The 24,672-nt window shown below is 44.1% G+C and carries 26 protein-coding genes; 14 read left to right on the top strand and 12 right to left on the bottom strand.

The features are described from left to right. Positions 1-674: 674 nt before the first annotated feature. From ACG3M1_RS02860 to ACG3M1_RS02895, 8 genes are all read right to left on the bottom strand, one after another. Positions 675-2,717, bottom strand: a complete 2,043-nt coding sequence (locus ACG3M1_RS02860; RefSeq protein ID WP_009270692.1) for an ABC transporter permease — start codon at positions 2,715-2,717, stop codon at positions 675-677. Continuing rightward, positions 2,707-3,474, bottom strand: coding sequence for an ABC transporter ATP-binding protein (locus ACG3M1_RS02865; RefSeq protein WP_217793551.1), 768 nt, complete (start codon positions 3,472-3,474; stop codon positions 2,707-2,709). Before ACG3M1_RS02865 ends, ACG3M1_RS02860 begins: the two co-directional genes overlap by 11 nt. Beyond that, positions 3,471-3,677 carry a hypothetical protein gene (locus ACG3M1_RS02870; protein ID WP_002607167.1) on the bottom strand — a complete coding sequence of 69 codons (207 nt, stop codon included), beginning with the start codon at positions 3,675-3,677 and terminating at the stop codon, positions 3,471-3,473. The genes ACG3M1_RS02865 and ACG3M1_RS02870 overlap by 4 nt, the downstream gene beginning before the upstream one ends. 164 nt (positions 3,678-3,841) lie before the next feature. Further along, positions 3,842-4,855: a sensor histidine kinase gene (locus ACG3M1_RS02875; RefSeq protein ID WP_002607168.1), complete on the bottom strand. Its 1,014-nt coding sequence runs from the start codon at positions 4,853-4,855 to the stop codon at positions 3,842-3,844. Further along, positions 4,845-5,519 carry a response regulator transcription factor gene (locus ACG3M1_RS02880; protein ID WP_002607169.1) on the bottom strand — a complete coding sequence of 225 codons (675 nt, stop codon included), beginning with the start codon at positions 5,517-5,519 and terminating at the stop codon, positions 4,845-4,847. The genes ACG3M1_RS02875 and ACG3M1_RS02880 overlap by 11 nt, the downstream gene beginning before the upstream one ends. 81 nt (positions 5,520-5,600) lie before the next feature. Further along, complete coding sequence (locus ACG3M1_RS02885) at positions 5,601-5,819, bottom strand: hypothetical protein (RefSeq protein WP_002607170.1); 219 nt, start codon at positions 5,817-5,819, stop codon at positions 5,601-5,603. A 44-nt stretch (positions 5,820-5,863) separates the two neighbouring features. Continuing rightward, positions 5,864-6,103, bottom strand: coding sequence for a hypothetical protein (locus tag ACG3M1_RS02890; RefSeq protein ID WP_008818404.1), 240 nt, complete (start codon positions 6,101-6,103; stop codon positions 5,864-5,866). Positions 6,104-6,299: 196 nt separating this feature from the next. After that, positions 6,300-6,884 (bottom strand): LexA family protein, encoded by a 585-nt coding sequence (locus ACG3M1_RS02895; RefSeq protein ID WP_002607172.1) that lies wholly within the window; start codon positions 6,882-6,884, stop codon positions 6,300-6,302. A gap of 146 nt (positions 6,885-7,030) precedes the next feature. On the opposite strand from ACG3M1_RS02895, the gene ACG3M1_RS02900 reads away from it, so the two are divergent. Genes ACG3M1_RS02900 through ACG3M1_RS02910 form a run of 3 tightly spaced genes read left to right on the top strand, consistent with a single transcriptional unit; the run spans position 7,031 to position 8,984 of the window. Beyond that, positions 7,031-8,281: a DNA polymerase thumb domain-containing protein gene (locus ACG3M1_RS02900; RefSeq protein WP_009270689.1), complete on the top strand. Its 1,251-nt coding sequence runs from the start codon at positions 7,031-7,033 to the stop codon at positions 8,279-8,281. An 8-nt stretch (positions 8,282-8,289) separates the two neighbouring features. Continuing rightward, entirely contained in the window at positions 8,290-8,556 is a 267-nt protein-coding gene (locus ACG3M1_RS02905) for a hypothetical protein (protein WP_002607174.1), read from the top strand. 50 nt (positions 8,557-8,606) lie between these two features. Then, a complete protein-coding gene (locus ACG3M1_RS02910; protein WP_002607175.1) occupies positions 8,607-8,984 on the top strand; it encodes a VOC family protein in 378 nt (125 codons plus the stop codon). A 98-nt stretch (positions 8,985-9,082) separates the two neighbouring features. On the opposite strand, the gene ACG3M1_RS02915 is transcribed toward ACG3M1_RS02910, so the two are convergent. Beyond that, on the bottom strand, positions 9,083-9,259 hold the full coding sequence (locus ACG3M1_RS02915) for a hypothetical protein (RefSeq protein ID WP_002607176.1): 177 nt from the start codon (positions 9,257-9,259) through the stop codon (positions 9,083-9,085). Between the two features lie 177 nt (positions 9,260-9,436). Here ACG3M1_RS02915 and ACG3M1_RS02920 point away from each other — a divergent pair, with 177 nt between their 5' ends. Next, positions 9,437-11,368 carry an AAA family ATPase gene (locus tag ACG3M1_RS02920; protein ID WP_002607177.1) on the top strand — a complete coding sequence of 644 codons (1,932 nt, stop codon included), beginning with the start codon at positions 9,437-9,439 and terminating at the stop codon, positions 11,366-11,368. A gap of 354 nt (positions 11,369-11,722) precedes the next feature. Here ACG3M1_RS02920 and ACG3M1_RS02925 read toward each other — a convergent pair whose 3' ends face one another. Then, positions 11,723-12,811, bottom strand: a complete 1,089-nt coding sequence (locus ACG3M1_RS02925; RefSeq protein ID WP_008818406.1) for a LacI family DNA-binding transcriptional regulator — start codon at positions 12,809-12,811, stop codon at positions 11,723-11,725. A 309-nt stretch (positions 12,812-13,120) separates the two neighbouring features. Between ACG3M1_RS02925 and ACG3M1_RS02930 the strand changes: the two genes are divergently transcribed. The 5 genes from ACG3M1_RS02930 (at position 13,121) to ACG3M1_RS02950 (ending at position 18,935) form a co-directional block, all read left to right on the top strand. Then, entirely contained in the window at positions 13,121-14,566 is a 1,446-nt protein-coding gene (locus tag ACG3M1_RS02930; RefSeq protein WP_008818407.1) for an NAD(P)/FAD-dependent oxidoreductase, read from the top strand. Further along, the gene (locus tag ACG3M1_RS02935) at positions 14,563-15,825 is read left to right on the top strand and encodes an NAD(P)/FAD-dependent oxidoreductase (protein WP_002607180.1); all 1,263 of its coding nucleotides are present in this window, start codon (positions 14,563-14,565) and stop codon (positions 15,823-15,825) included. The genes ACG3M1_RS02930 and ACG3M1_RS02935 overlap by 4 nt, the downstream gene beginning before the upstream one ends. A gap of 3 nt (positions 15,826-15,828) precedes the next feature. After that, positions 15,829-16,179, top strand: a complete 351-nt coding sequence (locus ACG3M1_RS02940) for a DUF1667 domain-containing protein (protein WP_008818408.1) — start codon at positions 15,829-15,831, stop codon at positions 16,177-16,179. 617 nt (positions 16,180-16,796) lie between these two features. After that, positions 16,797-18,137 carry a magnesium transporter gene (gene mgtE, locus ACG3M1_RS02945; protein WP_008818409.1) on the top strand — a complete coding sequence of 447 codons (1,341 nt, stop codon included), beginning with the start codon at positions 16,797-16,799 and terminating at the stop codon, positions 18,135-18,137. A 45-nt stretch (positions 18,138-18,182) separates the two neighbouring features. Further along, on the top strand, positions 18,183-18,935 hold the full coding sequence (locus ACG3M1_RS02950; protein WP_009270685.1) for an SDR family NAD(P)-dependent oxidoreductase: 753 nt from the start codon (positions 18,183-18,185) through the stop codon (positions 18,933-18,935). A gap of 78 nt (positions 18,936-19,013) precedes the next feature. Here ACG3M1_RS02950 and mscL read toward each other — a convergent pair whose 3' ends face one another. Together mscL and ACG3M1_RS02960 are read right to left on the bottom strand one after the other, a co-directional pair. Beyond that, the gene (gene mscL / locus ACG3M1_RS02955) at positions 19,014-19,511 is read right to left on the bottom strand and encodes a large conductance mechanosensitive channel protein MscL (protein ID WP_002607184.1); all 498 of its coding nucleotides are present in this window, start codon (positions 19,509-19,511) and stop codon (positions 19,014-19,016) included. Between the two features lie 45 nt (positions 19,512-19,556). Further along, complete coding sequence (locus ACG3M1_RS02960; RefSeq protein WP_008818413.1) at positions 19,557-20,816, bottom strand: aminopeptidase P family protein; 1,260 nt, start codon at positions 20,814-20,816, stop codon at positions 19,557-19,559. Positions 20,817-21,276: 460 nt separating this feature from the next. On the opposite strand from ACG3M1_RS02960, the gene ACG3M1_RS02965 reads away from it, so the two are divergent. The 5 genes from ACG3M1_RS02965 to ACG3M1_RS02985 are packed head-to-tail and all read left to right on the top strand — an operon-like array spanning position 21,277 to position 24,662. Further along, positions 21,277-22,278, top strand: a complete 1,002-nt coding sequence (locus ACG3M1_RS02965) for a sugar-binding transcriptional regulator (RefSeq protein ID WP_002607189.1) — start codon at positions 21,277-21,279, stop codon at positions 22,276-22,278. Next, entirely contained in the window at positions 22,263-22,721 is a 459-nt protein-coding gene (locus ACG3M1_RS02970) for a transcriptional regulator GutM (RefSeq protein ID WP_008818415.1), read from the top strand. Before ACG3M1_RS02965 ends, ACG3M1_RS02970 begins: the two co-directional genes overlap by 16 nt. Positions 22,722-22,740: 19 nt before the next feature. Then, entirely contained in the window at positions 22,741-23,283 is a 543-nt protein-coding gene (gene srlA / locus ACG3M1_RS02975; RefSeq protein WP_002607191.1) for a PTS glucitol/sorbitol transporter subunit IIC, read from the top strand. A 3-nt stretch (positions 23,284-23,286) separates the two neighbouring features. Next, a complete protein-coding gene (srlE, locus tag ACG3M1_RS02980) occupies positions 23,287-24,285 on the top strand; it encodes a PTS glucitol/sorbitol transporter subunit IIB (protein WP_008818416.1) in 999 nt (332 codons plus the stop codon). 11 nt (positions 24,286-24,296) lie between these two features. After that, positions 24,297-24,662 carry a PTS glucitol/sorbitol transporter subunit IIA gene (locus ACG3M1_RS02985; RefSeq protein WP_008818417.1) on the top strand — a complete coding sequence of 122 codons (366 nt, stop codon included), beginning with the start codon at positions 24,297-24,299 and terminating at the stop codon, positions 24,660-24,662. Positions 24,663-24,672 lie beyond the last annotated feature (10 nt).

A 24,672-nucleotide genomic window follows, 5' to 3' on the forward strand; every position in this document is an offset into this window, starting at 1 on the left:
TATGATATAGCGTAGTAAACGATTTAAAATAAGCACATTGCTAAAAGAAGAGGCAGATCCACTTGACTCCTTTCCTTCATTGCTCTACATATTTCTATGCAACTTGCTACCATAGCAACAAACGTTTTAAGCAGTTTCCTATACAAAGCTGCATATGAGAGGTATGATTGCACTGTGAAAAGCTGTAGAATTCCTGTAGGATTCATATTTATGGATACTTTATTTACAGCTGCAGTATACAATGGACTCTTTCAGGAAATGTAACTATAAGATGAAGATAGCAGAGCTTGAAAGGATGCCTGTGAGTATTCTTTATATCTGTGTCATAGAATGCTAGGGATGAACTGTACCAGCTAGTCGCTCTTGTATTTTCGCATCGCCCTTTGGATATGAAAGTGAGAGGTTACGCTAACCCTCTATACCCTATATGTTAATGCCATTCGCATATCAACATCCGAATAAATCTGAAAAAGCATATTCTGTATCTTATAGACGATTCTACGCCTAATAAAATCTGAATCATTTGATATTGCTTGATTTACGTAACATGCAGGACATGATGATGAAGAGAGTTAGATCATTCTTAGGTTATAATGAAATTTATAGAGTGCTTCCTATTTGTGATGGAGTATGTGAGTATAGAAAAGCTCTGCTTATTGTGGCAGAGCTTTTTGCTAAGACTTTAATATATTTTTATAGCCGGCGTACGTGACCAGAAAATACGAGCCGTAGATGACCAGGATGATGGCAGCAGTGAAGAAGGAGGACATCATAATATCTCCACGGCCAAACATTGTTACTAGAGTGTTCACCATTTTGATTCCTACAACACTATGCACTATGGCAAGTGCCAGCGGCATCATAAAGTAAATGGCGATTTGCAGTAGTATAGAGCGATTGATCATTCGCTGTTCTGTACCGATCTTGCTCAAAATCAGATAGCGTTTTTTATTATCATTGGCCTGAGATAACTGCTGCAAGGCAAGAATTACTGCACTCGCAATCATAAAGACAGTTCCCAGATAAATTCCAATGTACGTAAAGGTTACAGCCATTCCCTTATTCATATCATAAACATCCTGCTTGGAAGAGCGCATAAATGCAGGGAATACATCTTCACCAGATGATTCTTCATATAATTTAGATCGTTGCTGATCAAAGTATTTATCAAACTTTTCACAGCTGGTTTTGCTTGAAAGATCAATATTCCAGTATATCTCATTGATTTCCGCATTCTTTGGTATGAGAGCATCTGGTACAACCACGGCAAGCATATAGCCATTCATACTGCTGTTTGTTCCTAAGGAGATTGTTTCATAGGAATCATTGACAACACGAGCCTTTTTATGGAAGACGGTTACTTCGGGCTTTGCATCCAGAATATCATTTACCGCCGGAGATAACGTTTCAACAGAAGTATAGAGATATAACTCGTTATTCTTTAGCTTAACAGGTTCGTAGCCAAGGCGCTTTCTAACAGTGTTATATGAAGACAGCGGTACTGCAATTACGGATTCCTTACCATTATCCTCTAGCAACAGACGGCTTGTCTTGTCCGATATATGGTCCATGAGGTTTTTATCATTAACCTTTAATTCTGATGTGTAGGTAGTCAGGATGCTTTGTGATTTAATATAGGAAGGATCAATCTGTAAGCGTGGTATTGCATCCTGAAGAAGAAGGTCTCCATCGTTCTTTTTTGTACCATTCTGATAGTAACCATATTCCGCAACGATTGTATAATCATACGGAGTATTATTTTTAATAGATTTATTCATTGTGTTATTCAAGCTTAACCCGGTGGATAATGCACCAATACTTAATAGCAGCATAATACACACAATGCTCATTGAGATGAAGTTGGTATTGATGTTGGAATTAATCTGCCGCAGAATGAAGCAATTCAGATTTTTAAAATAAATACCCTTGCTTGATTTTACAACGGTAAGCAGGAAGCCAGCCAGAGATAGAAAGAATAGTACAGTACCGATGCTTCCAACGAGTATAATGATTCCAAGGGAATTAAATGCCATGATGCCATTATCAAGTGCCTGATGGTAAGCCCAGCCCAGACATGCAATGGATATTAGAAATAGCAGCAATGACATCCAGACCTTCTTGATTTTCAATTCATCATTTCTTCGGTCTGCATTCAGCAGGTCAATCAGCTTATAGCGGTTCAAGACCATAGTGTTGAATATCATCGTGATAAAGAAGATCATAGAGAAGGAGAATACGGTCATGATCGTTGCTGAAGGGGAGAAGACGAAGTGATAATCTAGTGGTACAGCAAACAAATTTGCCGTCACGGCAGTCAGCACCTGTGAGACGATCAATCCAAGAACCATTCCGGATAGGAGAGAGATGATACCGATGGTCAGAGTCTCATATACCAGAACTCTGGAAATTTTCCCTCTTGGCATTCCCAGCATTGTATAAAGTCCAAGCTCTTTTTTTCGTCTCCGAATCAGAAAGTTATTTGCATATAAAATTAAAAATGCAAGAACTACTGCTACAAAGATTGAAACCAGGCGCATGAGCAGCGTCAGCTGGTCTACAATCATAAGCTGCGACTCATTCAGCTTCATGACAGCCTGTTGAGACTGAAAGGAGTTAAACGTATAAAATAGGCATACGGAGAAGGTCAATGTCAGGAAGTAAACAAGGAAGTCCTTGAAGCTCTTCTTGACATTGCGCAAGGCCAGCTTAAAGTACATTGCTCGTGTCACCTCCCAGCAGGGTCACAACCTCCATGATCTGGTTGAAGAAATCCTTACGGGAGCTTTCACCACGGATAATCTCATTAAATATTTTACCATCCTTTATAAACAGGATACGGTGTGCATAGGATGCAGTGAAGGCATCATGTGTAACCATCATAATCGTTGCATTGTATTCAATATTCAAACGTTCCATGGAGTCCAGCAGCATGCGGCTTGACTTGGAATCCAGTGCGCCGGTTGGCTCATCCGCCAGAATCAGACTCGGATTTGTAATCAATGCTCTCGCTGATGCCACACGCTGTTTCTGACCGCCGGACATCTGATACGGATACTTCTGCAGTACATCTGTTATGTCCAGTTTTTTTGCGACACTTTCAATACGTTTTCCAATCTGTGACGGCTTTATCTTCTGAATCGTAAGAGCTAGTGCAATATTTTCATAGGCAGTCAAAGTATCCAGCAGGTTGAAATCCTGAAATATGAAGCCCAGCTCTTTCCGACGGAAGCTGCTCAAATCATTTTTCTTCAGCTTTGTAATATCCTTGCCATTGATATAAATGTGACCGCTGGTGACATTGTCAATGGTGGAAATGCAATTCAGCAGGGTTGTCTTACCGGAACCGCTGGGTCCCATAACACCGATGAATTCACCTTCATCTACAGAAAAGCTGATATTGTCAACAGCCTTTGTGATATTGCTTCGGTTTCCGTAATACTTTTCAATATTTTCTACAGTTAATATGGTTTTCATAAAATTCCTCCTCTGTTTGTTTTATCTTTCATACGTTCACTGATATTGGACAGCTTCAGCAGCAGGACGCTTACCAGAAACAGAATCAGCATACAGCTGTATATTCCTTCACTGAGAAAGGTTGGAAAGAGTAGATTGATGACAAGCAGAATCCCCATCATCACAATTCCGATTTCAAATGCATAGGCCCATATCCGTTTCATGGGATCACCTCCTGTATACCTGTATTGTACAGGAGCTGTGGTATATGCGCCATGGATAACGATTACATTATACTTACAAACTTGTAAGCTTCTTCGTAAGAAAAGCAGGGAGGATTCCCTGCTCAACAGCATCAACAACAATAAGAGCAATGCATACAGTCTTTTTATTTCAGAAGCATAAGCTTGGAAATCGGGAAATCAAGGATAATTGTCGTTCCCTGTCCCTGTACACTTTCCGCACGAATTCCCAGATACAGCTTATTACAAAGTGTTTTGCATAAATACAGGCCCATGCCAGTCGCTTTTTCATTCAATCTGCCATTGGTTCCCGTGAATCCCTTTTCAAAGATTCTGCCCAGCTCGCTGGAGGATATACCGCTTCCGTTGTCCTGAATATGAAGAGAAATCATATTATCAGTGGATGTGGTCCATATATGAATGGTTCCAACTTCCTTCGGCGTATATTTCAGGGCATTGGAAATAATCTGGTCGAGGATGAATTCCAGCCATTTGCTGTCACTGTAAACGGACAACTCCAGATCATCCAGCTGAATTTTTATTTTCTGATAAATAAAGCTCTTGGAATGCTTGCGAATGACCTTTGATACACATTCCTGCAGGGAAAGCTCCTTGATAATATAATCCTTTTCAGGATTCGTACTGCGCGCATAAAAGAGTGCCTGTTCCACAAAGCCCTCAACCTTTTCAATTTCCTCCTGCAGACTCAGTGTCACTTCACTGGGATTGTTGGAGATAATCAGCTTGCTGGCAGCAAGCGGTGTTTTGATTTCATGAACCCACATTTCAATATAATCCTTGTACTCATTCTGTGATATCCGATAGCGGTTCACATTATCTGCCATGGATTTATCCACAATGCGCAGGGTTTCATATAGAATTTTGCCGTCCATAAACAGCGGCTCATCAATGATTTCTGTCAACAGGTATTTCTGATCCAGGCCGTCCAATGTCTGTTCCAGGCGGTGATAATAGGTGGAACGCCGCAGATATTCAATGATCAGACAGGCAAGCACCATCCCCCATTGCAGCAGGGAGATGATGAGAATGACCTGTCCGTTAACCTGAATGGCATATAGAAACAGAATCGTGATAATACTTGTCAGAAAGGAAATCATAATCAGATACAGCTTTTCCCGAATAAATTCATTAGTCCTCATATATGATGTATCCCATACCGCGCTTTGTCTGAATCAGATCATCCAGCCGCAGATACTCCAGCTTTTTCCGCAGCCGGTTGATATTGACGGTCAGGGTATTGTCATCGACAAACAGATCACAGTCCCACATATGCTGCATCAGCTCGTTGCGGGAAACGATCTTGTTTTTATTTTGAAACAGACAATGCATGATCCGTAATTCGTTCTTGGTCAGATCAATGCTGTTTCCCTTCCAGGTTAATGTACTTTTCGATATATCCAGTGCAATATCATGAATGGTCAGTATATTGCTGCTGGCATGCTCATAGGTGCGCTGCAGCACCCGGGCGATGCGGGCAAGCAGAATCTGCAGATTGTAGGGCTTGGTCACAAAGTCATCAGCCCCCAGGTTCATACTGATCAGCTCATCCATATCGGAATCTCTGCTTGTCACAATAATAATAGGCATATCACTGCTTTTGCGCACCTCCCGACAGATAAAATGACCATCCACAACTGGAAGATTCAAATCCAGTAAAAGCAGATCCGGCTGCTCCTTATGAATGATATCCAGGGTATGCTCAAAATCATCCGGCCCCAGAGCTTCATAGCCGTTTTTACCAAGAAAATCACAAAGCTCGTTTCTAATTTTTTCGTTATCTTCAATAATCATAATACGATACATGATTGTTCACCTCTTCTGTATTCTTCTTATAGCTTACCATAAGCGAAAGAAAAAAGAAATCCGCTTGCTGCGAATTTCCTGTCAGGATACATGCTCCAGAACCTGCAGATTCACTTCCAGAATTTCATAGGACTGGGTTGAGAGATGATTGAGCAGCAGCTCCACTCTGGCCATTTCCTTGGTGCGGAACAGTGCCGGCAGCATATCATCCATCTGAATGCGCAGGGAGCTTCCTGCACCTGCCTGTGCATTGATACCGTGAAACCATCGGTTTGTTTTTTTACTGCGAATTGCGTACATGACGATGACCTCCTGTAGCTAGAGGATTGCCATTTTCTGTATGTTTATACACGGTGAGAGAAGGAATTGATTATTTTTCGAATAGCATCAATAGCAGAGGAACTGCATTCCTGTCCGGTGATATATTCACAAAGATACCGCCATTGCTGTATGGTAAATGCATCATTGTCAATTTCGTTAAGAAAAGCAAGACATTCTTTCAGATAGATTGGATTTCGTATATCGGATATATAATTCAAATTACAATGTAGCTGTATATATTCCAGCATTTCATCTGTTTTCAATCCAATTCCTCCCTCTGTGTTAAAATCTATACTATATGAGATGGATGCTTTTGCCCCGAAAACATCCATTTTTTTTATTTTATCAGGTAAAAATTAACCAAATGTGCAAGAAATGTATATATACATAAAAGTATGATATTATATACAAACCTACTCCACTAGTATGACATAATTTCCAAATTTTTACAATGATTTTTTAGAACCGTATCTTCGAATGCAGGACTTTACCTATGATCTTAAGTTGTCCTTCTTCGATTTCCTCCTGTGTGAAAACCCTTGGTTCTACTACCGGGTTTGTTGCCATTAAAATAACAGTATGCTCCTTTTTTAATATTTTCTTGATAGTTACTTCGCTGTGATTCAACAAAACAACTGCTATGTCTCCGTTTTCCACATCACTGCAGCTTTTTACATACACCAGGTCACCGTCATAAATACGGGAGCCAGTCATGGAATCTCCCTGTACACGAAGATAATAATCTCCCTGTGCGGCTTCTCTTGCGCTCACCTCTTCATATCCCAGCAGATTCTCATTCGCAAACAGATCGTAGCCGGCCTTCACATAGCCAAGAATCGGTTTAACATGTCCCTGCAGACATGCCGGTACATCAATTCCAAACAGCTCGGAAAGTCTGTCTAACCGGGCTTGTGGAACATTGCTGGATTCTCCGGACTCCCAGCGCTTCACAGTTGATTTTGATACACCGACAAAATCCCCGACACTTTCCAGACTGAGGCTGTCCCGATGCCGATAGTAGGTTAATAGCTCACTTAATTTCATGAAGATGTCCTCCCGTATATAGTATAACATAAAAATCCAAAATTTATATGAAAACGGTATTTATCAGCTGCCAATTTCTGGTAACGTTCCATTATTTGTTGAAAAACGGAACAAAATGCATATAATAGTTTTGTGAGGTGAGTCCTATGCAGAAAAAAGACCGTATTATTGTACACAGTGACATCAATCACTGCTATGCGCAGATTGAGGAAATGAAATATCCCGGGCTGCGGGATGTCCCGATGGCAGTCGGCGGAAACGAAGAAGAACGCCATGGAATTATCTTGGCAAAGAATGATAAGGCCAAGGCGTTTCACATTAAAACCGGGGAATCTCTGCGGGAAGCACTGGCAAAGTGTCCGCAGCTGCGTATTCTGAAGCCGGATTATGAGGAGTATATGTATTATACAGAAAGGGTTAAGGATATTTATCGCGAATATACGGATAAGGTGGAGTCCTTCGGATTGGATGAGGCCTGGATAGATTTGAGTGAATCAACCGCATTGTTTGGCAGCGGGATGAGCATTGCGAGAAAAATTCAGAACCGTGTTGAGCATGAGCTGGGAATGACGGTATCCATGGGCGTCAGCTATAATAAGATTTTTGCGAAGATCGGATCTGATATGGACAAACACAAAGGCCTGGTGGAGATTACAAGAGAAAATTATCGTGAGAGAATCTGGCCCCTGCCGGTACAGGATTTGTTTTACGTGGGAAGAGCGACGAAGCATAAGCTGGCACACTATTCCATTGAAACAATCGGACAGCTGGCACAGCTTCCTCAGGGATGGATGAAGGATCGCTTTGGAAAGGTGGGAGAGCTGATCTGGTGGTTTGCGAACGGAGAGGATGTATCCGAGGTTGCTCTATCCTCGCATCAGGAACAGGTGAAATCAGTGGGAAATGCTATTACTGCACCTAAGGATATCAAGAGCTTTGAGGATGCGAAAATCGTGTATTATGTACTTGCGGAATCCGTTGCCTCCCGTCTTCGGGAGCAGGGACTTCGAGGCAATGTGATTTCGGTTACGCTGCGAAGCACAGAGCTCACGTGGTTCAGCAGGCAGAGAAAGCTGGCGCAGGCAACCAATATCGCTGCTGAAATCATGCCGGTGGTACTGTCTTTACTGGAAGAAAACTATGATTTTTCCACACCGCTTCGCACGATAGGGGTAACGCTTGGCGGAATTGAAAAGGATAGCGGGATGACACAGCTGAATCTGTTTGTCAGTGAGGAGGAGCGGCACCGGCAGCGGATGCTGGAGGAAACAATGGATGCCATACGGGATCGCTTCGGGTTTTCCAAAATACAGCGCTGCTCTCTGCTGAAGGACAGACATCTGACGGATTTCAATCCCAAAGAGGATCATGTCGTGCATCCGGTCGGTTTCTTTTGAGGTAGCCTATGCAGAAGCTGCATGAGCCAAGACAGCGCTTATATAAGAAATATGTGGATGTGCTGACTGTTATGGGAAAGAATGAAGTATTAAAGCCGGTTGCAGTGCTTTGGGACAACGGAATAAAGTATGAAATTGACAGGGTGCTGCAAATTCGCAATAAAGCCTCCTCAGTAGGTGGCTGCGGTCTTTGCTATGAATGCGTGATTCAGGGACAGAAGCGGGATTTGTATTTTGAACGCACACGCTGGTTTTTGGAGAGTACAAAGCCATAGACCGTATGGAGAAAAAGAAGTGTGTGCATACTAACAGCGGAGGGATAACCATGATTTCCAATATAGCAAAAATAACCGTGTATGTAAAAAACAGTGCAGAAGCAAAAAAGTTTTGGACAGAGAATATGGGCTTTGTCATCCGTGAGGAACAGCTGATGGGACCCGGCATGACATGGCTGGAAACAGCACCGGATTATCATGCACAGACAACGATTGTCCTGTTTGAACGCTCCCGTATGGAAAAAGCCAATCCGCAGGTATCTACAGCACATCCGTCTGTTATGTTTACCTGTGCGGACATTGAAGAGGAGCATCGCCGTTTACTAAGCAACGGTGTCATTGTGGATGACATTCAGAAGTACCCCTACGGAAGGATGTTCAGCTTTTATGACCAGGATCACCAGGTGTATCTGCTAAGAGAAGCATAAGGGACAGGCGAGAGCCTGCCCTTTTTAAACAACACAGATCATGCGCTATACAAAACAGCTTCCTTACAACTCATGCACGCGTTCATAAGCAAAGCTAATCAGCACCGTGGATTCTGATTGCGGCTCAGCAGGAATATAACGACTGCCACCAGCAGAATACTGCCGATTCCCAAAATCGGAAACAGTACGATGCCGCCGATAATTGAAACACTGATGATGCTGACAGAAAGAATTACCGAGGATGTTCGCGGACTGGAACGGACACGTTTTGCCATGCTTTGACACCTCCTTCCTCTTTACTATATGATTTCCTTTGTTTTCCTGTCTGTATTCGTCGAACGTTTTGTAGAGCTTCTGCTTCGGAACGTGAAATATTGTGAAATAAACTGGTTATACTAACAAAAGCAGCGTATGAAGTTCATATGCTATAGAATGACGAGGATGGTGAAGATATGAAGTATCGTTTAAATACACAGGTTTCCGCAATTCTGGATACAGCAAGAGAGGAAGCCAGAGAGATGGGCAACAATTATGTCGGAAGCGAGCATCTATTGCTTGCGATATTAAAGGATACCGCAACACCGCTGTCACGGCTGTTATGTGCACAGGGTGTATATTATTTTCAGCTCAAGGAGGATTTAATGGTTCTTTTTGGACTGAAGGATCAGGATGTGGAGGAGCTGCAGATTACACAGGTCGTGGATGATATCCTGGAGCGCGGAATGTCACTGTCTTCCAGAAAACAAAATACAATGATGGATGTGGATTCCCTGACACTGGCACTGCTGCAGACAAACAGCTGTGTGGCAACGGAGATACTGCATCGCTATGATGTGGATGAAGAGGTGGTGTTGCTGCAGATGGAGCATGGCAGTATGAGCGAGCTGGATAAAATCAGTGAGCTTCGCAATCTGAATATGTGCGGAGCGAATCAGGATATCGTGGGAAGGGATGCGGAGCTGAATTTTATGATTTCCGTACTGTCGCGCAAGGATAAGGCAAATCCGCTGCTGATTGGTGAGCCCGGTGTCGGAAAGACCGCTCTGGTGGAAAAGCTGGCCGGTATGATTCAGCAGAATCTGGTTCCTTCGCTGAAGGATGCCTGTATTTATGAGCTGCATTTGAATTCACTTGTGGCAGGCACCAAGTACCGCGGTGATTTTGAGGAAAAGCTGCAGAATATCATCCGTCTGCTGGAGAAGTATCCCAATGTTATTTTATTTATTGATGAAATCCATCTGATGATCGGTGCCGGAAAATCCGAGGGTTCAATTGATGTTTCCAGTGTGCTGAAGCCGTATCTGGCAAGAGGTGTTATCAAATGTATCGGGGCAACCACCATCGAGGAATATGAAATGTATATTGAAAAGGATCGTGCGCTGGAGCGCCGCTTTCAGATCATTACCATACGGGAGCCGGATGTTGAGGACACCATTAAGATGCTAAAGGCAAAGAAGAAGGAATACGAGGATTTTCATAATGTAAAGATTCAGGAGAAGGTTCTGGAACAAATCGTGAAATACTGTGCATATTACATGCCGCAGAGGAAGTTTCCGGATAAGGCGATCGATGTGCTGGATCTGGCCTGTGTCGGTGCTAAACGGCAGAGTGAGCGCAGTGTCAGTGAGGACATGGTACGGGATGTCATAGAAAAGCTGACGGATATTCCGCTGGCTTCCCGTAACCGTCTGCAGGAGCTGAAAAAGCATCTGGAAACGACCATGGTTGCGCAAAAGGAGGTTATCCGCAAGCTGATGGGGCAGTTGGAGTGGATCGAACAGGGAATCATCAGTGAACGGCCCCTTGGTGTATGGCTCTTTCTGGGGAATCAGGGCGTTGGAAAAAAGACGCTGATTCATCAGTTTAACCGCCTGTATTTCAATCAGGAGGATATGGTGGAGCTGGATATGGCGGCATTGGAGCACAATCTGGATCATAACCTGTCCAAGCTGCGCAGAAATCCCTATACCATAGTGAATGTAACCAACCTGCATATGGCAAATGAAGCAATGCTGCAGTTTTTAAAGCAGGGCATTGAACGCGGTTATCTGGAGCGTGACATACAGAAAATTGATCTGCGCCACAGTATAATGATTATGAGCGGGGATTTTCCTTGTTCCAGTGTGAGTGCGCTGAAGTTTCAGGAAACCAGTGATCCGCTGCTGCAGGTGAAGCGCAGTCTTGGCGCTTCCTTTACGGCACTGTTTGATGAGGTATTTGTATTCCATGATCTGGAACAGAAAGATAAGGTTACTGTCATGAAAAATATACTGAAAAAATGGGAAAAGACGATGGAGGAAACTGCGATTCTGGAGGCAATCGAATCCAGCAGTACGCTGGATGAGGCCGCAAAAAAGCTAAAGAAAAAAATCGTAAAGGCCTGATGCCGTGCAAGGTTTCAAAACGGAAAAGCCTCTGTAGTCCTATAGAGGCACCCTTTGATACAGCAGCTTTTCCTATATAGCTTCTGCTTCTTTTCGGAAGCTGGAAGAGGAACAGAGGATTTTTATGTCTTTCATAGATGCCGTGCGGTTTTTTGAAAGCTGCAGGGCATAATAGAAATTGTTATGCTCTTTTTCATTTTTCGTTCAATTAAAACACAAGCATCATGACTAAAAAGGCGACAGACATCTGCTGTTATTAAGGCAGCTGTACAGTCGTCTTTTGCTGTATCTCATCTTATATTGTCTCCCTATTCATGATCATATCCAGTATTTCATATCACTTTTTTCACAGGTTCACCTGCTTCGGTTACGGCATTTGCCTGTCGATTTACGAATTATCAGCTCCGGCTCATATTCCAGCCGCAGGATATATTTATGTCCCCTGCTGCGGGTGTCCTTGTTATTTTTCTTATAGATCATGTCAACGGCTTCCTTCCCTTTGAGGATGGAGGCATGTTCAACGCTTGTTAGAGAAATATTCGGCATAGAGGAAAGATGGATGTTATCAAAGCCTGCGACAGAGTAATCCTGCGGTATCCGATATCCCTGCTGCGTGAGAGCGGCCATGACACCAAAGGCAGTCATATCATTGTTTCCTACAAAGGCAGTTGACGGTGTATGCTCCTTTAATGCTTCCAGAGCCAGATCAAAGCCGGCCATATACTCGGAGGATTCCGATGGATATTGCCTGTAGGTGGCAATGGAAGGCGTTTTTACAAGAATATTATCCTGGCTTTGTCCATGCTCCTCAAATGCTGCTTTTAATCCTTCCAGACGATGTAGCCTGGATATTTCCTTTGCTTTGATGGGGGTGGAGACAAAGGTGATGTGCGTATGCCCGAGTCCCACCAGATATTCTCCCATAAGATATCCGGTTTTTCTGCCATCCAGCTCAACGGAATCAAAGGTACAGCCTTCCGGCTTGTCACCGATGGATACAACGGGGATCTGCTTTGCCAGTGCATTGGCTTTGGTAATTCGCGTTGGAGGATACAGACAGATGGCTCCCGCCAGCTGCAGTCCTGCGAGCATATCAAAATAAAACTCTTCCTGTGCAGCATCCCGCATGGTCGTTACCGTGAAAACCGAATAGCCATACTCACCTGCCTGCTCCGTAATGGAATGCACCAGTGTGGCGTAATAGCCGTTTGATAACAGCGGAGTCAGAACAACGATGGTTTTATCCATCTTACTGGAGGCGTTCAGCTGTTTTTTTACCGGCTTTTGATATCCCAGCTTTTTTGCGGCAGAAAGCACCAGCTCTCTGGTTTCATCAGAAAAGGATACATTCTGTTTGTTGCTGAGTATCATGGAAACACTGGATTGCGAAACACCTGTATATTCTGCAATATCGCGTGTTGTTACCTTATTTCTTTTTCCCATGGGACATCTCCTTTAAAAATTATGATTTATTTTGATTAACAGCAGATTAGTAATCAGATTATCAAATGATTACTAATATTATATATTTGATTAACAGGAAAAGCAAGCAGTCATGCACAGGAATTCGACCAGGGGGACCAGTTACAGAGGGAGAAGAAAGAGGAGGGTGTTAATCAAAGCGCTGTGATTGATAAAAAAGCTGTAGAAAGCCTTTGTTTAAAGGGATACAGGGGTTTGACAGTCTGTGTTTTATGGAGTAAATTTAAGGTGGTTAAGGAAGTCTGAAAAGGCTTACAGGAGGTTGGTGGAATGTATGATGTAGCAATTATCGGAGCAGGAATTGCCGGCTGTTCTCTTGCATATGAGCTTGGGAAATATCAGATCAAGGCGGTACTGATCGAAAAGGAGAATGATGTATCGGTAGGGACGACAAAGGCGAACAGCGCCATCATTCACGGCGGCTATGATCCGCTGCCGGGTTCGAAGATGGCGAAATACAATGTCGCAGGAAATGCATATATCAAGGAGCTGTGCGGAAAGCTTGATATTCCATACAAACAGATTGGTGCACTGATTATGGCATTTTCCGAAGCGGATGAAAGAACGCTTGAAGAGCTGAAAAACCGTGGCATCCAGAACGGTGTAAAGGACATGGAAATCTGGGATAAGGAGCGTTTGCATAGGGAAGAACCTCATGTATCTCAGGAGGCGAGAGCTGCACTGTATTCACCAAATGTCGGAATCGTCAGTCCATGGGAGCTGGCACTGGCACTGGCAGAGGTTGCGGTAGAAAACGGTGTTGAGGTAAAGCTGAACACGGAAGTAAAAAATATAGAGAAAACGGATACAGGGTATTCCGTTGAAACCAATCAGGGTGTTATTGATGCGGTTTGCGTATGCAATGCGGCAGGTGTGTTTGCGGATGAGGTTAATGAAATGGTGAATGACGCCACCTTTAAGATAGAGCCGAATAAGGGAGAATACTATCTGCTGGACAAGAGTCAGGGAAATCTTGTCAGCCATGTCATCTTCCAGTGTCCAAATGAAAACGGAAAGGGTGTTCTGGTTGCCCCGACAGTGCATGGTAATCTGATTGTCGGACCGGATTCACAGCCAACCTCCAGGGAGGATGTATCCACAACCGCGGAGGGCTTAAGCTATGTGCGTAATACCGCATTGAAGTCCATTCCGGATATCAATTTTCGTGAATCCATTCGTAACTTTGCAGGTGTTCGTGCAAGAACGAAGGAGGACGATTTCTTTGTATATGAAGATCCCGAAAACCGTCTGTTCTACAATATCGCAGGGATGGCATCTCCGGGTTTATCATCTGCCCCTGTCATTGCGCTGGACGTTATTGAAATGATGAGGGAATCCGGTCTGCCTCTGACAAAAAAGGAAGCATGCATGGATACGAGAAGTGTTGTGCGGTTCCGTGAAATGAATCATGAGGAGCGCACGGCGCTGATCAAGGAGCATCCTGAGTATGGGAAAATCATCTGCCGCTGTGAAACAGTGACAGAGGGAGAAATCATTGATGCCGTGCATCGTCCGATTCCGGCTGTATCCATTGATGCTGTAAAACGCCGCTGCAATGCGGGGATGGGACGCTGTCAGGGTGGCTTCTGCGGCCCTCGTGTTCAGGAAATTATCGCAAGAGAGCTGAAAAAGAATTTGAAGGATGTACCGCTGGATCGGGAAGGTATGATTCTGATTACAGGGGAAACAAAAGCAGCTGGAGGTGAACAGGAATGAAATATGATGTTATCGTTGTCGGCGGAGGGCCGGCAGGTCTGGCATCTGCGCTGGAAGCCTGGAAGCAGGGGGCAAAGCATATTCTGATACTGGAGCGTGATCAGGAGCTGGGCGGTATATTGAATCAGTGTATTCACAACGGGTTTGGTCTGCACCACTTCAAAGAAGAGCTGACCGGGCCGGAATATGCAGGAAAATTTATCGAAATGCTGAAGGATACCAATGTCGAGGTGCTGCTGGATACCATGGTGCTGGATATTGATGAGGAAAACCGCTGCATTCATGCTATGAATAAAAAGCAGGGCTATATGCAGCTGGAGGGAAAGGCAATCGTGCTGAATATGGGATGCCGCGAGCGTACCAGGGGAGCCATTGCGATTCCCGGAGATCGCCCAGCCGGTGTCTTTACTGCGGGAGCAGCACAGCGTTATGTAAATATTGAAGGGTATATGGTTGGTAAACGGGTATTGATTCTCGGTTCCGGTGATATCGGTTTGATCATGGCGCGCCGTATGAGTCTGGAGGGTGCAAAGGTGGTCGGCTGTGTGGAGCTGTGTCCGTATTCCAACGGTTTGAACAGAAATATAGTGCAGTGTCTGAACGATTATGATATCCCGCTGTATCTCTCTCATACCATTACAGATATTCAGGGAGATAAACGCGTGGAGCGTGTCATTGTTCAGGAGGTTGATGAAAAGCGGCAGCCGATTCCCGGAACAGAAATCACCTTCGATGTGGATACTGTCCTGTTATCAGTCGGTCTGATTCCGGAAAATGAGCTATCCAGAGCTGCCGGACTGCAGATGGATCCGAGAACAAACGGTCCTGTGGTCTATGAGAATATGGAAACCAGTGCAAAGGGTATTTTCGCAAGCGGAAATGTTGTGCATGTGCATGATCTTGTGGACTTTGTGACAGCGGAGAGTGAGCGTGCCGGAAGAAGTGCCGCAATCTATGCGATGCAGGGAAATCCGAAAGCCGGAAGATGTATTGAAGTGAAGAACGGGAACGCGGTGAATTACACAGTGCCGCAGAAAATCCGTATGAATAACGTGGATAAGTTTGTGGAAGTGATGTTCCGGGTGAATAATGTATATAAGGATATGGAAATCTGTGTCATGAGCGGGGATCAGAAGCTGGCAGGATTCAAACGCGAGCATATGGCTCCGGGTGAAATGGAAAAAATTGTTATACCGAAAATGCTGCTGGAGAAGGCAGGCGATGAAGTGATCATCCGTGTGGAAAAGGCAGGTGCATAGGATATGAAAAATTTAATATGTATCGTATGTCCGAAGGGCTGTCATCTGAGTGTTGATGATGAAAACGGATATACTGTTACCGGCAACAGCTGTCCAAGAGGGGCGGAGTATGGGAAAACAGAGCTGATTGATCCCAGACGCATTATCACATCAACAGTGCGTATTACTGCAAAAACGGCAAGACGAGTTCCGGTGAAAACCGAGCAGAGCATCCCGAAGGGCAGGATTATGGATGTCATGAAGGCACTGGAAAGCATCGATGTCAAGGCACCGGTATCTGCGGGAGATGTTGTCTTAAAGGATGTCGCAGGTCTCGGTGTAAATATTGTTGCGACAAAATCGGTGGAGCAATAAATAAAGCAAAGTATAGGATACAAAACAGACACATAGCTGTTTCAGCGGATGTGGAAAGACGGTCGGCGGTTACCCGTATTGGAATAGCTTGAACCGTTATAAATGAGAAGATCAGAGTCTATTGCAGCGAACAATAGAAGCAGATCTTCTTTTTTTCATATTTATAGATTAGAAACAGGCGGGATTTACAAGGAGCCGCATGACTTTGGTCCCCTTACATGAAAGGAAGTGCAGGTTTTCTATACCCGATATTCTTTGTATAATGAAACCCAGTGGAAGCGTATAATTCAAACATAAAATAATGCCAGTGCCCCAAGGATATGGAAGCGCAATACGATGCATAATGTGGGGTAGGCATCATAATTTATATCTTGTATTTACTTTCCCTCCTATGATGGAAACACTGAACAAAGGATAGTATAAAATCTATTCGCTGCCTTCTGCAGCATATACAGAGACCCTTGTTTTCTGGTATAATGAAGCTGCAAAGAAAAAGAAAGCGTGGTGGTTATGAATGAGTCCCAAGCCCGAGGGTATACAGATACTAGATACAGGGGATGATCACTTGCCGCCATCGTGCAGATGATAATTCTCCCATTTTAGAAAAGGAGAATAGAATGAAACGAACGATAACAGAAGAAAACCTGCTGGATCTGCTGCTGCATGGAACAGCACAGGATCTGCAGGATACGATTGATACCATACACCCGGCGGATATTCTCGATCTGCTGCACAAGCATAAGGAGCATGCACAAAGTGTATTAAACCGTCTGCCGGATGATATTCTTGCGGATATCGTCGAGGAAGAGGACGATGAAGACAAGTATGAGCTGTTAAAGCGCTTCTCTGACAGCAAGCAGCGTCATATACTGGATGAAATGAGCAGTGATGAAATCACCGATTTGATGGGAGAGCTGGAGGAAGACGAGCAGGCTGACATTCTGAAGAAGATGGATTCTGAGGATCAGGAGGATGTCCGTAAGCTGATGAGCTTTGATGCTGAAAGTGCCGGTGGTATCATGACAACCGAATTTATTCGTATATACGCAAAGAATACTGTAAAGGATACCCTGCAGTTTTTACAGAAGAATACCGATGAAGAAACGACCTATTATTTATATGTCGTCGATAGGGAGGATGTGTTAAAAGGAGTTGTGTCACTGCGCGATATCGTAACATCATCGTTTGATACACCAATCATGGATATCGTGAATCCCAATGTAAAGACGGTGTTGTACAGTGATGACCAGGAGGAGGTTGCCCATCGCTTTGAAAAATACGGCTTTATTCTGATGCCGGTTGTAGATGAGCAGCAGCATATGCTGGGAGTCATTGAGTTTGACGATATCATTGATGTTATTCAGGAAGAGAATACCGAGGATATCCATCATCTGGGTGGTGTCAATAAGGAGGAACGGGTGGACTCCAGTGTAAGGGAATCCTTTTCCAGCCGCATTCCATGGCTGATTGTAAATCTTTTTACTGCAGTTCTTGCGGCAGCCGTTGTCAATATGTTTGAGGCGACGATTGCACAGGCGGTTGCACTTGCGACGGTCATGCCGATTGTAACTGGAATGGGTGGCAATGCGGGAACACAGACATTAACCATTGTTGTACGCGGTCTTTCCCTCGGTGAGCTGACAAAGGAAAATGCCGTCGTGATTCTGCTGAAGGAGATTGGTGTCGGTATATTAAGCGGTATCGTCATAGGTATTGTCGTGGCATTCGGGGCAATGCTGATGGAAAGCAATCCGATCTTCGGACTTGTCACCGGGGCAGCTATGTTTCTGAATATGATTCTGGCAAATCTGGCAGGATACTTTATACCGGTCATACTGGAAAAGCTGCATGTGGATCCTGCTCTTGCCAGTGGTGTGTTTGTTACTACAGTTACGGATGTCATGGGATTTTTCATGTTTCTGGGACTGGCCACATTAGTGCTTCCGTATATAATATAGCGAATGATGCACAATATGAGTAGATAATTGGAAAGGAGTTTTAGAATGAAGGCGTTGATTACAGGTGCCAGCAGCGGAATCGGGCGTGATATGGCAAGGGTTCTGGCTGCTATGGATATTGATTTGATTCTGGTCGCAAGGAGAGGGGATCGGCTTCGTGAATTAAAGAGGGAGCTTGCCGTTTCCGTTGATATCGTCATACTGGATGTTTCTGTGAAGGAAAACTGTCTTGCACTGTATCAGCGTTTCCGTAATGATTCTGTCGATATACTGATCAATAATGCAGGCTTCGGTGATTTTGGTGAATTTACACTGACGGATTTGGATAAGGAGCTGAATATGATCTCTACCAATATTCAGGCAGTGCATATTCTTAGTAAACTGTTTCTGCGGGATTTTGTTAAAAAGGACCGTGGTTATATCCTGAATGTCGCATCCAGCGCGGCATTTCTGCCGGGACCTTTGATGGCTACCTATTATGCGACAAAAGCATATGTTGAGCGTCTGACACTGGCTATGCATAAGGAGCTTCAGAAAAGAAACAGCCATGCTTCTGTCAGTGTTCTCTGTCCGGGACCTGTACAGACTGAGTTTGACCGTGTCGCAAATGTCAGGTTTATGATGAAGGGAAAGACAAGCATGGATGTCGCCAGCTATGCAATCCGCGGCATGTTTAAGGAGAAGGCAGTCATGATACCGGGAATTCTGATGAAGGGAAGCTATCTGCTGTGCAAATGTCTTCCGCTGTCTGTGCAGATGGAGGCATCCTATCATATACAGCATCGGAAAAACAGGTAGACGAATGCTTGCATTTCCAAGTAAATCTTATAATTTAGAAAAACAGGAATCATTGAGGACTCCTGTTTTTAGTAAGGGTTATCGCTTTTTAATGGATGTTGTTTTATTATCCTTGTTTGTATCCAGCGAAGATGTACAATGCGGACAGCGAACTGCCTCAGCAGAAATCTCGCTTTTGCAATACGGACACACCTTTGTAGCTGCTGCAGCATCTTCCATATCCTGCGGCTTCTTGACCTTTCTTGAGAGTGAATTCATCATCTTCACCATCATGAAGATAATAAACGCCATGATGATGAAGTTGATCACCTCGGTGAGAAAGGTTCCGTAATTCAGTGTCGCAGCCTTGGCAGCTACTGCATCCTGCAATGTATTATAATGATTCCCGTCCAGTGCAATAAACCAGTTGGTAAAATCGATACCACCGGTACATAATGTAATAACCGGCATAATAACATCATTGACCAGAGATGCTATGATTTTTTGAAATGCACCGCCGATAATAACACCGACCGCCAGATCAAGCACATTTCCCCGCATAATAAATTCTTTAAACTCATTGATAATATGTTTCATATACACTCCTGCACAGTTTCCATAGCAACTGTCTTTTTCTATTTTCTATGCTTTTAAATGGATGTTGTTTTCCTGCATATATGCTTCGATTTCGTCCGGATCCTTGATAATGGAGGAAGAAAGATTTATACAGCCATCCTCAGTAACCAGTACATTGTCCTCGATGCGGATGCCGATTCCTTCATCCTCCAGATATAAGCCTGGTTCAATCGTAAACACATTGCCGGGACGCAGCTTATAGCCGCTCAAAGACACATCATGTGTTTCCAGCCCCAGCATATGAGATACTCCGTGCCAGTAATAATCCTCCACCCGTTTACCGCGTTTCAACAAGCCAAGCGGCTTCAGTCTTTCTTCATAAAAGTGAATCAGCTCCTGATTCAGCTCCTTCAGTGTAATGCCCGGATGTACGAGTGACATAATGGTCTGATTGGCTTCAAGAACAATATTGTAGATTTCTTTCTGTCGCTTTGTAAAGGAACCGCTTGCCGGAAAGGTTCTTGTGATATCGGCATTCATATAATGACAGCTTGCACCCAGATCACACAGCAGCAGGCTGTTCTTTTTTATTTTCTGATTGTTTTCATCATAATGCAGCACGGTGGCATTTCTTCCACTGGCGATAATGGATGGAAAGGAATGTGAGCAGCCGTTTGTTTTTAATACAAAATCAAACCATGCCTCCACCTGGTTTTCCATCATACCGCTGCATACATGATCCATCATGGCTAGAATTCCCTGCCGTGTTACTTCAATCGCCTGCTTCAAATCATCAATTTCTGCATCTTCCTTAATTAAACGCAGACTGCTTATTCTGGAGGCTGCATTATGCAGGGTTACATAGGGATACTGCCGCAGCAGCTCTCTTGTGAAACGATGCGCTTCACTGTCCGCCTGATAGGCTTCCTGCCGTGTGAAATCCGCATAGATATCAACACAGGATTCATGGTCGAAGAACCGTGATATCTGTAGACCGAGCATATCCATTGCTTCCTCAAGCCAGAAGATTTCTTCAATCTCACTGATATCGGCGGCTTCCTCCGGCAAAAGCTTTCCACCGACCCATTTTGCCTGTTCCTCATCATAATGCTCCAGAAACAGCTGTTCCTTTATTTTGCCCTGTGTGCGGATAATTGCCAGAATCATGTTCTCCTTATCCAGACCGCTCAGGTAATAGAAGCTTCTGTCCACACTGAACGGATACTTTTCATCGCCTACCTTATATGGGGCTTTGCCGCTGAAGAACAATGCAATGGAGTTTTCCGGTAACAGAGTAGCCAGTGCATGCCGTCGTTGCTTATACATGTTATCAATCCTCTTTTCTACTATGTATTGTACCACGAAAATACAGTTCCAGTAAAACGTATGGTTACATGCTGTCTATGACAGCAGAAAGCTTATACATTTGTACAGAGGAGCTGAGTGCTATCCTTTACAGCGAATAAAAAGATGTGAAAAAAAAGCTTATTTATCAGCGTTTTATAGGTTTAATGAAAAAAAATAATGAATTTATGTACACAAATGAACAGTAAAAAGTCATGCTAAGGAGTCTCAGTTTTGTGAAAACCCAGTATTTATCATTGTTTTTTAACATTGTGAAATTTCTGTCATTATATCAATATTTCAATACAGAACAATTGCTTAAGATAAATTGTTACAATACTGAACTTATACATATGTTCAGTATTTATGCATTGACCTCAATAAAGCGCTGTGGTAATCTTAAGACAGATAAAGGAACCGCTTACAGAAAGGAGGCGCAGGAATGAAAAAAATAGTCGATGATAACAGGCTGATATATAAATGCTGTTATCTCTATTACATGGACGGACTCGGACAAAAGGAGATTTGTGATCAGTTGGGGATTTCACGGGCAACAGTATCCAGACTGCTCAAGGCGGGGAAGGAAAACGGTGTGGTAAGAATCGAATTGGATAATCCCGACAGCATTCTATATGGAGAACTGGAACGGAAAATTGAACAGCAGCTGGGCTTGAAGGAAGTCCTCATTGTGGATGAAATGGAGCTGGAAAGTAAAGCGGATCACATGCAGCGGGTATATGAGGAAGCACTTGCCTATCTGGCACGCATCTTCCACAACAAGGATTACATCGGGGTGTCGATGGGAAAAACGCTGTATCATCTGGCAAATGGAAAAATCAATGTGGAGGAGGTTGATTGTACCTTTGTTCCCGTTGTCGGTGGTGTCGGTACACAGCTGCAATCGGATGAGGGATATCATTCCAACGAAATAGCAAATGCGTTCGCAAAGAAGTTTCATGGCAGTGCCGTTCAGTTCTTCGCTCCGGCAATGTTCAATGACACACAGATCATGGAAGGATTCTTGAAGGAACGTCCTGTGCAGGAGGTGACGGCTCTTTTTAAAAAACTGAAAACCGTTATCATGGGTATCGGCTCCTGCAGCTTGAAAGATTCCACTCTGGTCAAATGCGGGTATATCAGTAAAGCTGACTATGAGCAATTTAAACAGCACGGGGCTGTCGGAGATGTTCTACTGAAATTTCTGGATAAAAACGGAAACAGTGAACCCTTCCATGAATTCAATGACCGGGTCATGGGGTTATCCGATGAGGGACTTATGAATATTGAAAACCGTATCGGAATTGCGGTTGGAGAAGAAAAAAGTAAAGCGATTCTCGGCGTGATCCGCGCGAAGAAAATCAATATTCTAATTACCGATATCAGCTGTGTAAAAGAGCTACTTTCCCTTATGGAAGAGGAGGAATCGTCATGTCAAACGATCTGATGCTGATCTTTCTGATTGCCATATCCCTGTTTGTTATGCAGGCAGTGGGCGGTGTATTTCAGATCAAAAACTACAAAGCTGCCATACGGCGGGTTCATAAAAAAGGAAATGTGGGAATCGGACAGAAAAAAGGACGGTTCTTCAACGGCAACATCGTGATGATCGCCTGTGATAATAATCATATCATCACAGCATGTGAGGTCATGGATGGCAAAACCTTTCTGGCAAAGTTTCACCCGGTGAATACCTTGCTTGGAAAAACGATCAACGGGGTATCAATCGATAAGTTTCTGGAACAGTTTCGCTCCATGGATCCGAAAAAACAGAAACAGTATCGAGGATATATACAGGCATTGGAAGCGCTGGAGCTACGCTTTCAAAATGCAGCAGGCGCACAGGAGATGGACACGGCCGAACATCTGTCATGTGCCGTCATGGATTGATACAAGGAGGAAGTGACGTATGGACTTTATATCTGATTTTGCACAAGGATTCATGGCGCTGTTTCAGGCAGGAGGAGAAACCTTCGTAGGTTGGGTTACCGGAATTATTCCCATGGTAATCTGTCTGATGACAGCCATAAACTCCATCATTAAGCTGATAGGAGAAAAACGAGTTGAAAATTTCACAAAAAAACTGACGAGATTCACAATTGCGCGTTACACACTGGTACCGGTGCTGGCAGTACTATTTCTGGGAAATCCGATGTGTTATACCTTCGGACGTTTCGTGGAAGAAAAGTACAAGCCTGCTTATTATGATTCCTGTGTAAGCTTTCTACATCCTGTAACCGGCTTGTTCCCGCATGCGAACCCGGGTGAACTGTTTGTATATATGGGAATCGCAGCAGGTATTACCAAACTGAATCTGCCATTAGGGGATTTGGCAGTTCGCTACTTTATCGTCGGTGTGATTGTCATTCTGATCAGAGGGGTACTGACAGAAAAAATCTATTTCAGACTTACTTCTAAATTTACAAAAGAGAAAGAGAATGCGGAGGAATAGGCTATGTACAGAAAGGTAAAAATCACAAAAGGAAGCAGCGGCTGGGGCGGACCACTGGTGCTGGAACCAAATGAAACCTGTAATAAGGTCTTATGTGTGACCGGTGGCGGTATTCATCCTGTGGCAGCTAAGATTGCGGAAATGACAGGAGCCGAAACAGTCGACGGCTTTAAGACAACCGTTCCGGATGAACAGGTACTGGTTGCTGTAGTGGATTGCGGGGGAACAGCACGCTGTGGCGTATATCCGAAAAAACGGATCAACACTGTCAACCTTGTACCGGTTGGGGCAGTGGGACCTTTGGCACAGTATATTACAGAGGATATTTATGTCTCGGACGTAAAGGAAGATACTATTGCATTTACGGATGAAGAAGTAAAGGTTGAAAAAGCAGTGGAAGAAACGAAAGAACCGGGAGCACCGAAAACGAAGGCACAGGCGAGAAAAGAGCTGGCTGAAGCAAATCAGGGGAAAAAGCCGGGGATCATTACCCGCATCGGTATCGGTGTGGGACAGGTGGTAAACAAATTCTTTGCCGCCGGACGTGAATCCATCGAAATGGTTATCAAAAACGTATTGCCGTTTATGGCATTTACATCCACGATACTTGGTATCATTCAGGTAAGCGGCCTGGGGAATATCATCGCAAATACGATTTCTCCATTATGCTCCACCATGCCGGGAATGATTGTGATCTCCCTGATCTGCGGTCTGCCATTCCTGTCACCGATTTTAGGACCGGGAGCGGTTATCGCTCAGGTGGTCGGAACCCTGCTTGGTGCGGAAATCGGTTTGGGAAATATACCTGCGCAGTATGCATTGCCGGCATTATTTGCTATCAATGCACAGGTTGGCGGCGATTTTGTACCGGTAGGCTTGTCCCTTGGTGAAGCGGAACCGGAAACGATTGAATTCGGTGTGCCGGCAGTCTTATATTCCCGTGTTATCACCGGACCTCTGGCTGTTATTATCGCATTCGTATTCAGCATTGGCATGTATTAAAAGGAGGCGTTATGAAATATAAGGCAACGATTACCGGACTAGGGGAATGTGCACTGGATTTTCTGGATGAATGCTGTAATTTCATTATCATCTTTAATGAGGATGCACCGCCGGAGCTGGCAGATATCTCAGTTTTGCATACGAAAAGTGAAGTTAAGGAGGATCCAAAAAAAGGGGATACCGTTCGGATCTGCGGTGTGGAATATACAATCGCCGATGTTGGCTGGGAGGCTTTAAATACCTTAAAGGAGCTTGGCCACTGTACGCTGTCCTTCAAGGGTCTGGATACAGTGGAACGCCCGGGTATTATTGAACTGATTGGAGAGCCGATCAAGGCAGAACAGCTGCTTGTCGGTGGAACAATAGAGATTGAATGATGAAATTGTA

This window comes from Clostridium sp. 10cd* (assembly GCF_044336395.1).
In the GTDB taxonomy this organism is placed as follows: domain Bacteria; phylum Bacillota_I; class Bacilli_A; order Erysipelotrichales; family Erysipelotrichaceae; genus Clostridium_AQ; species Clostridium_AQ innocuum.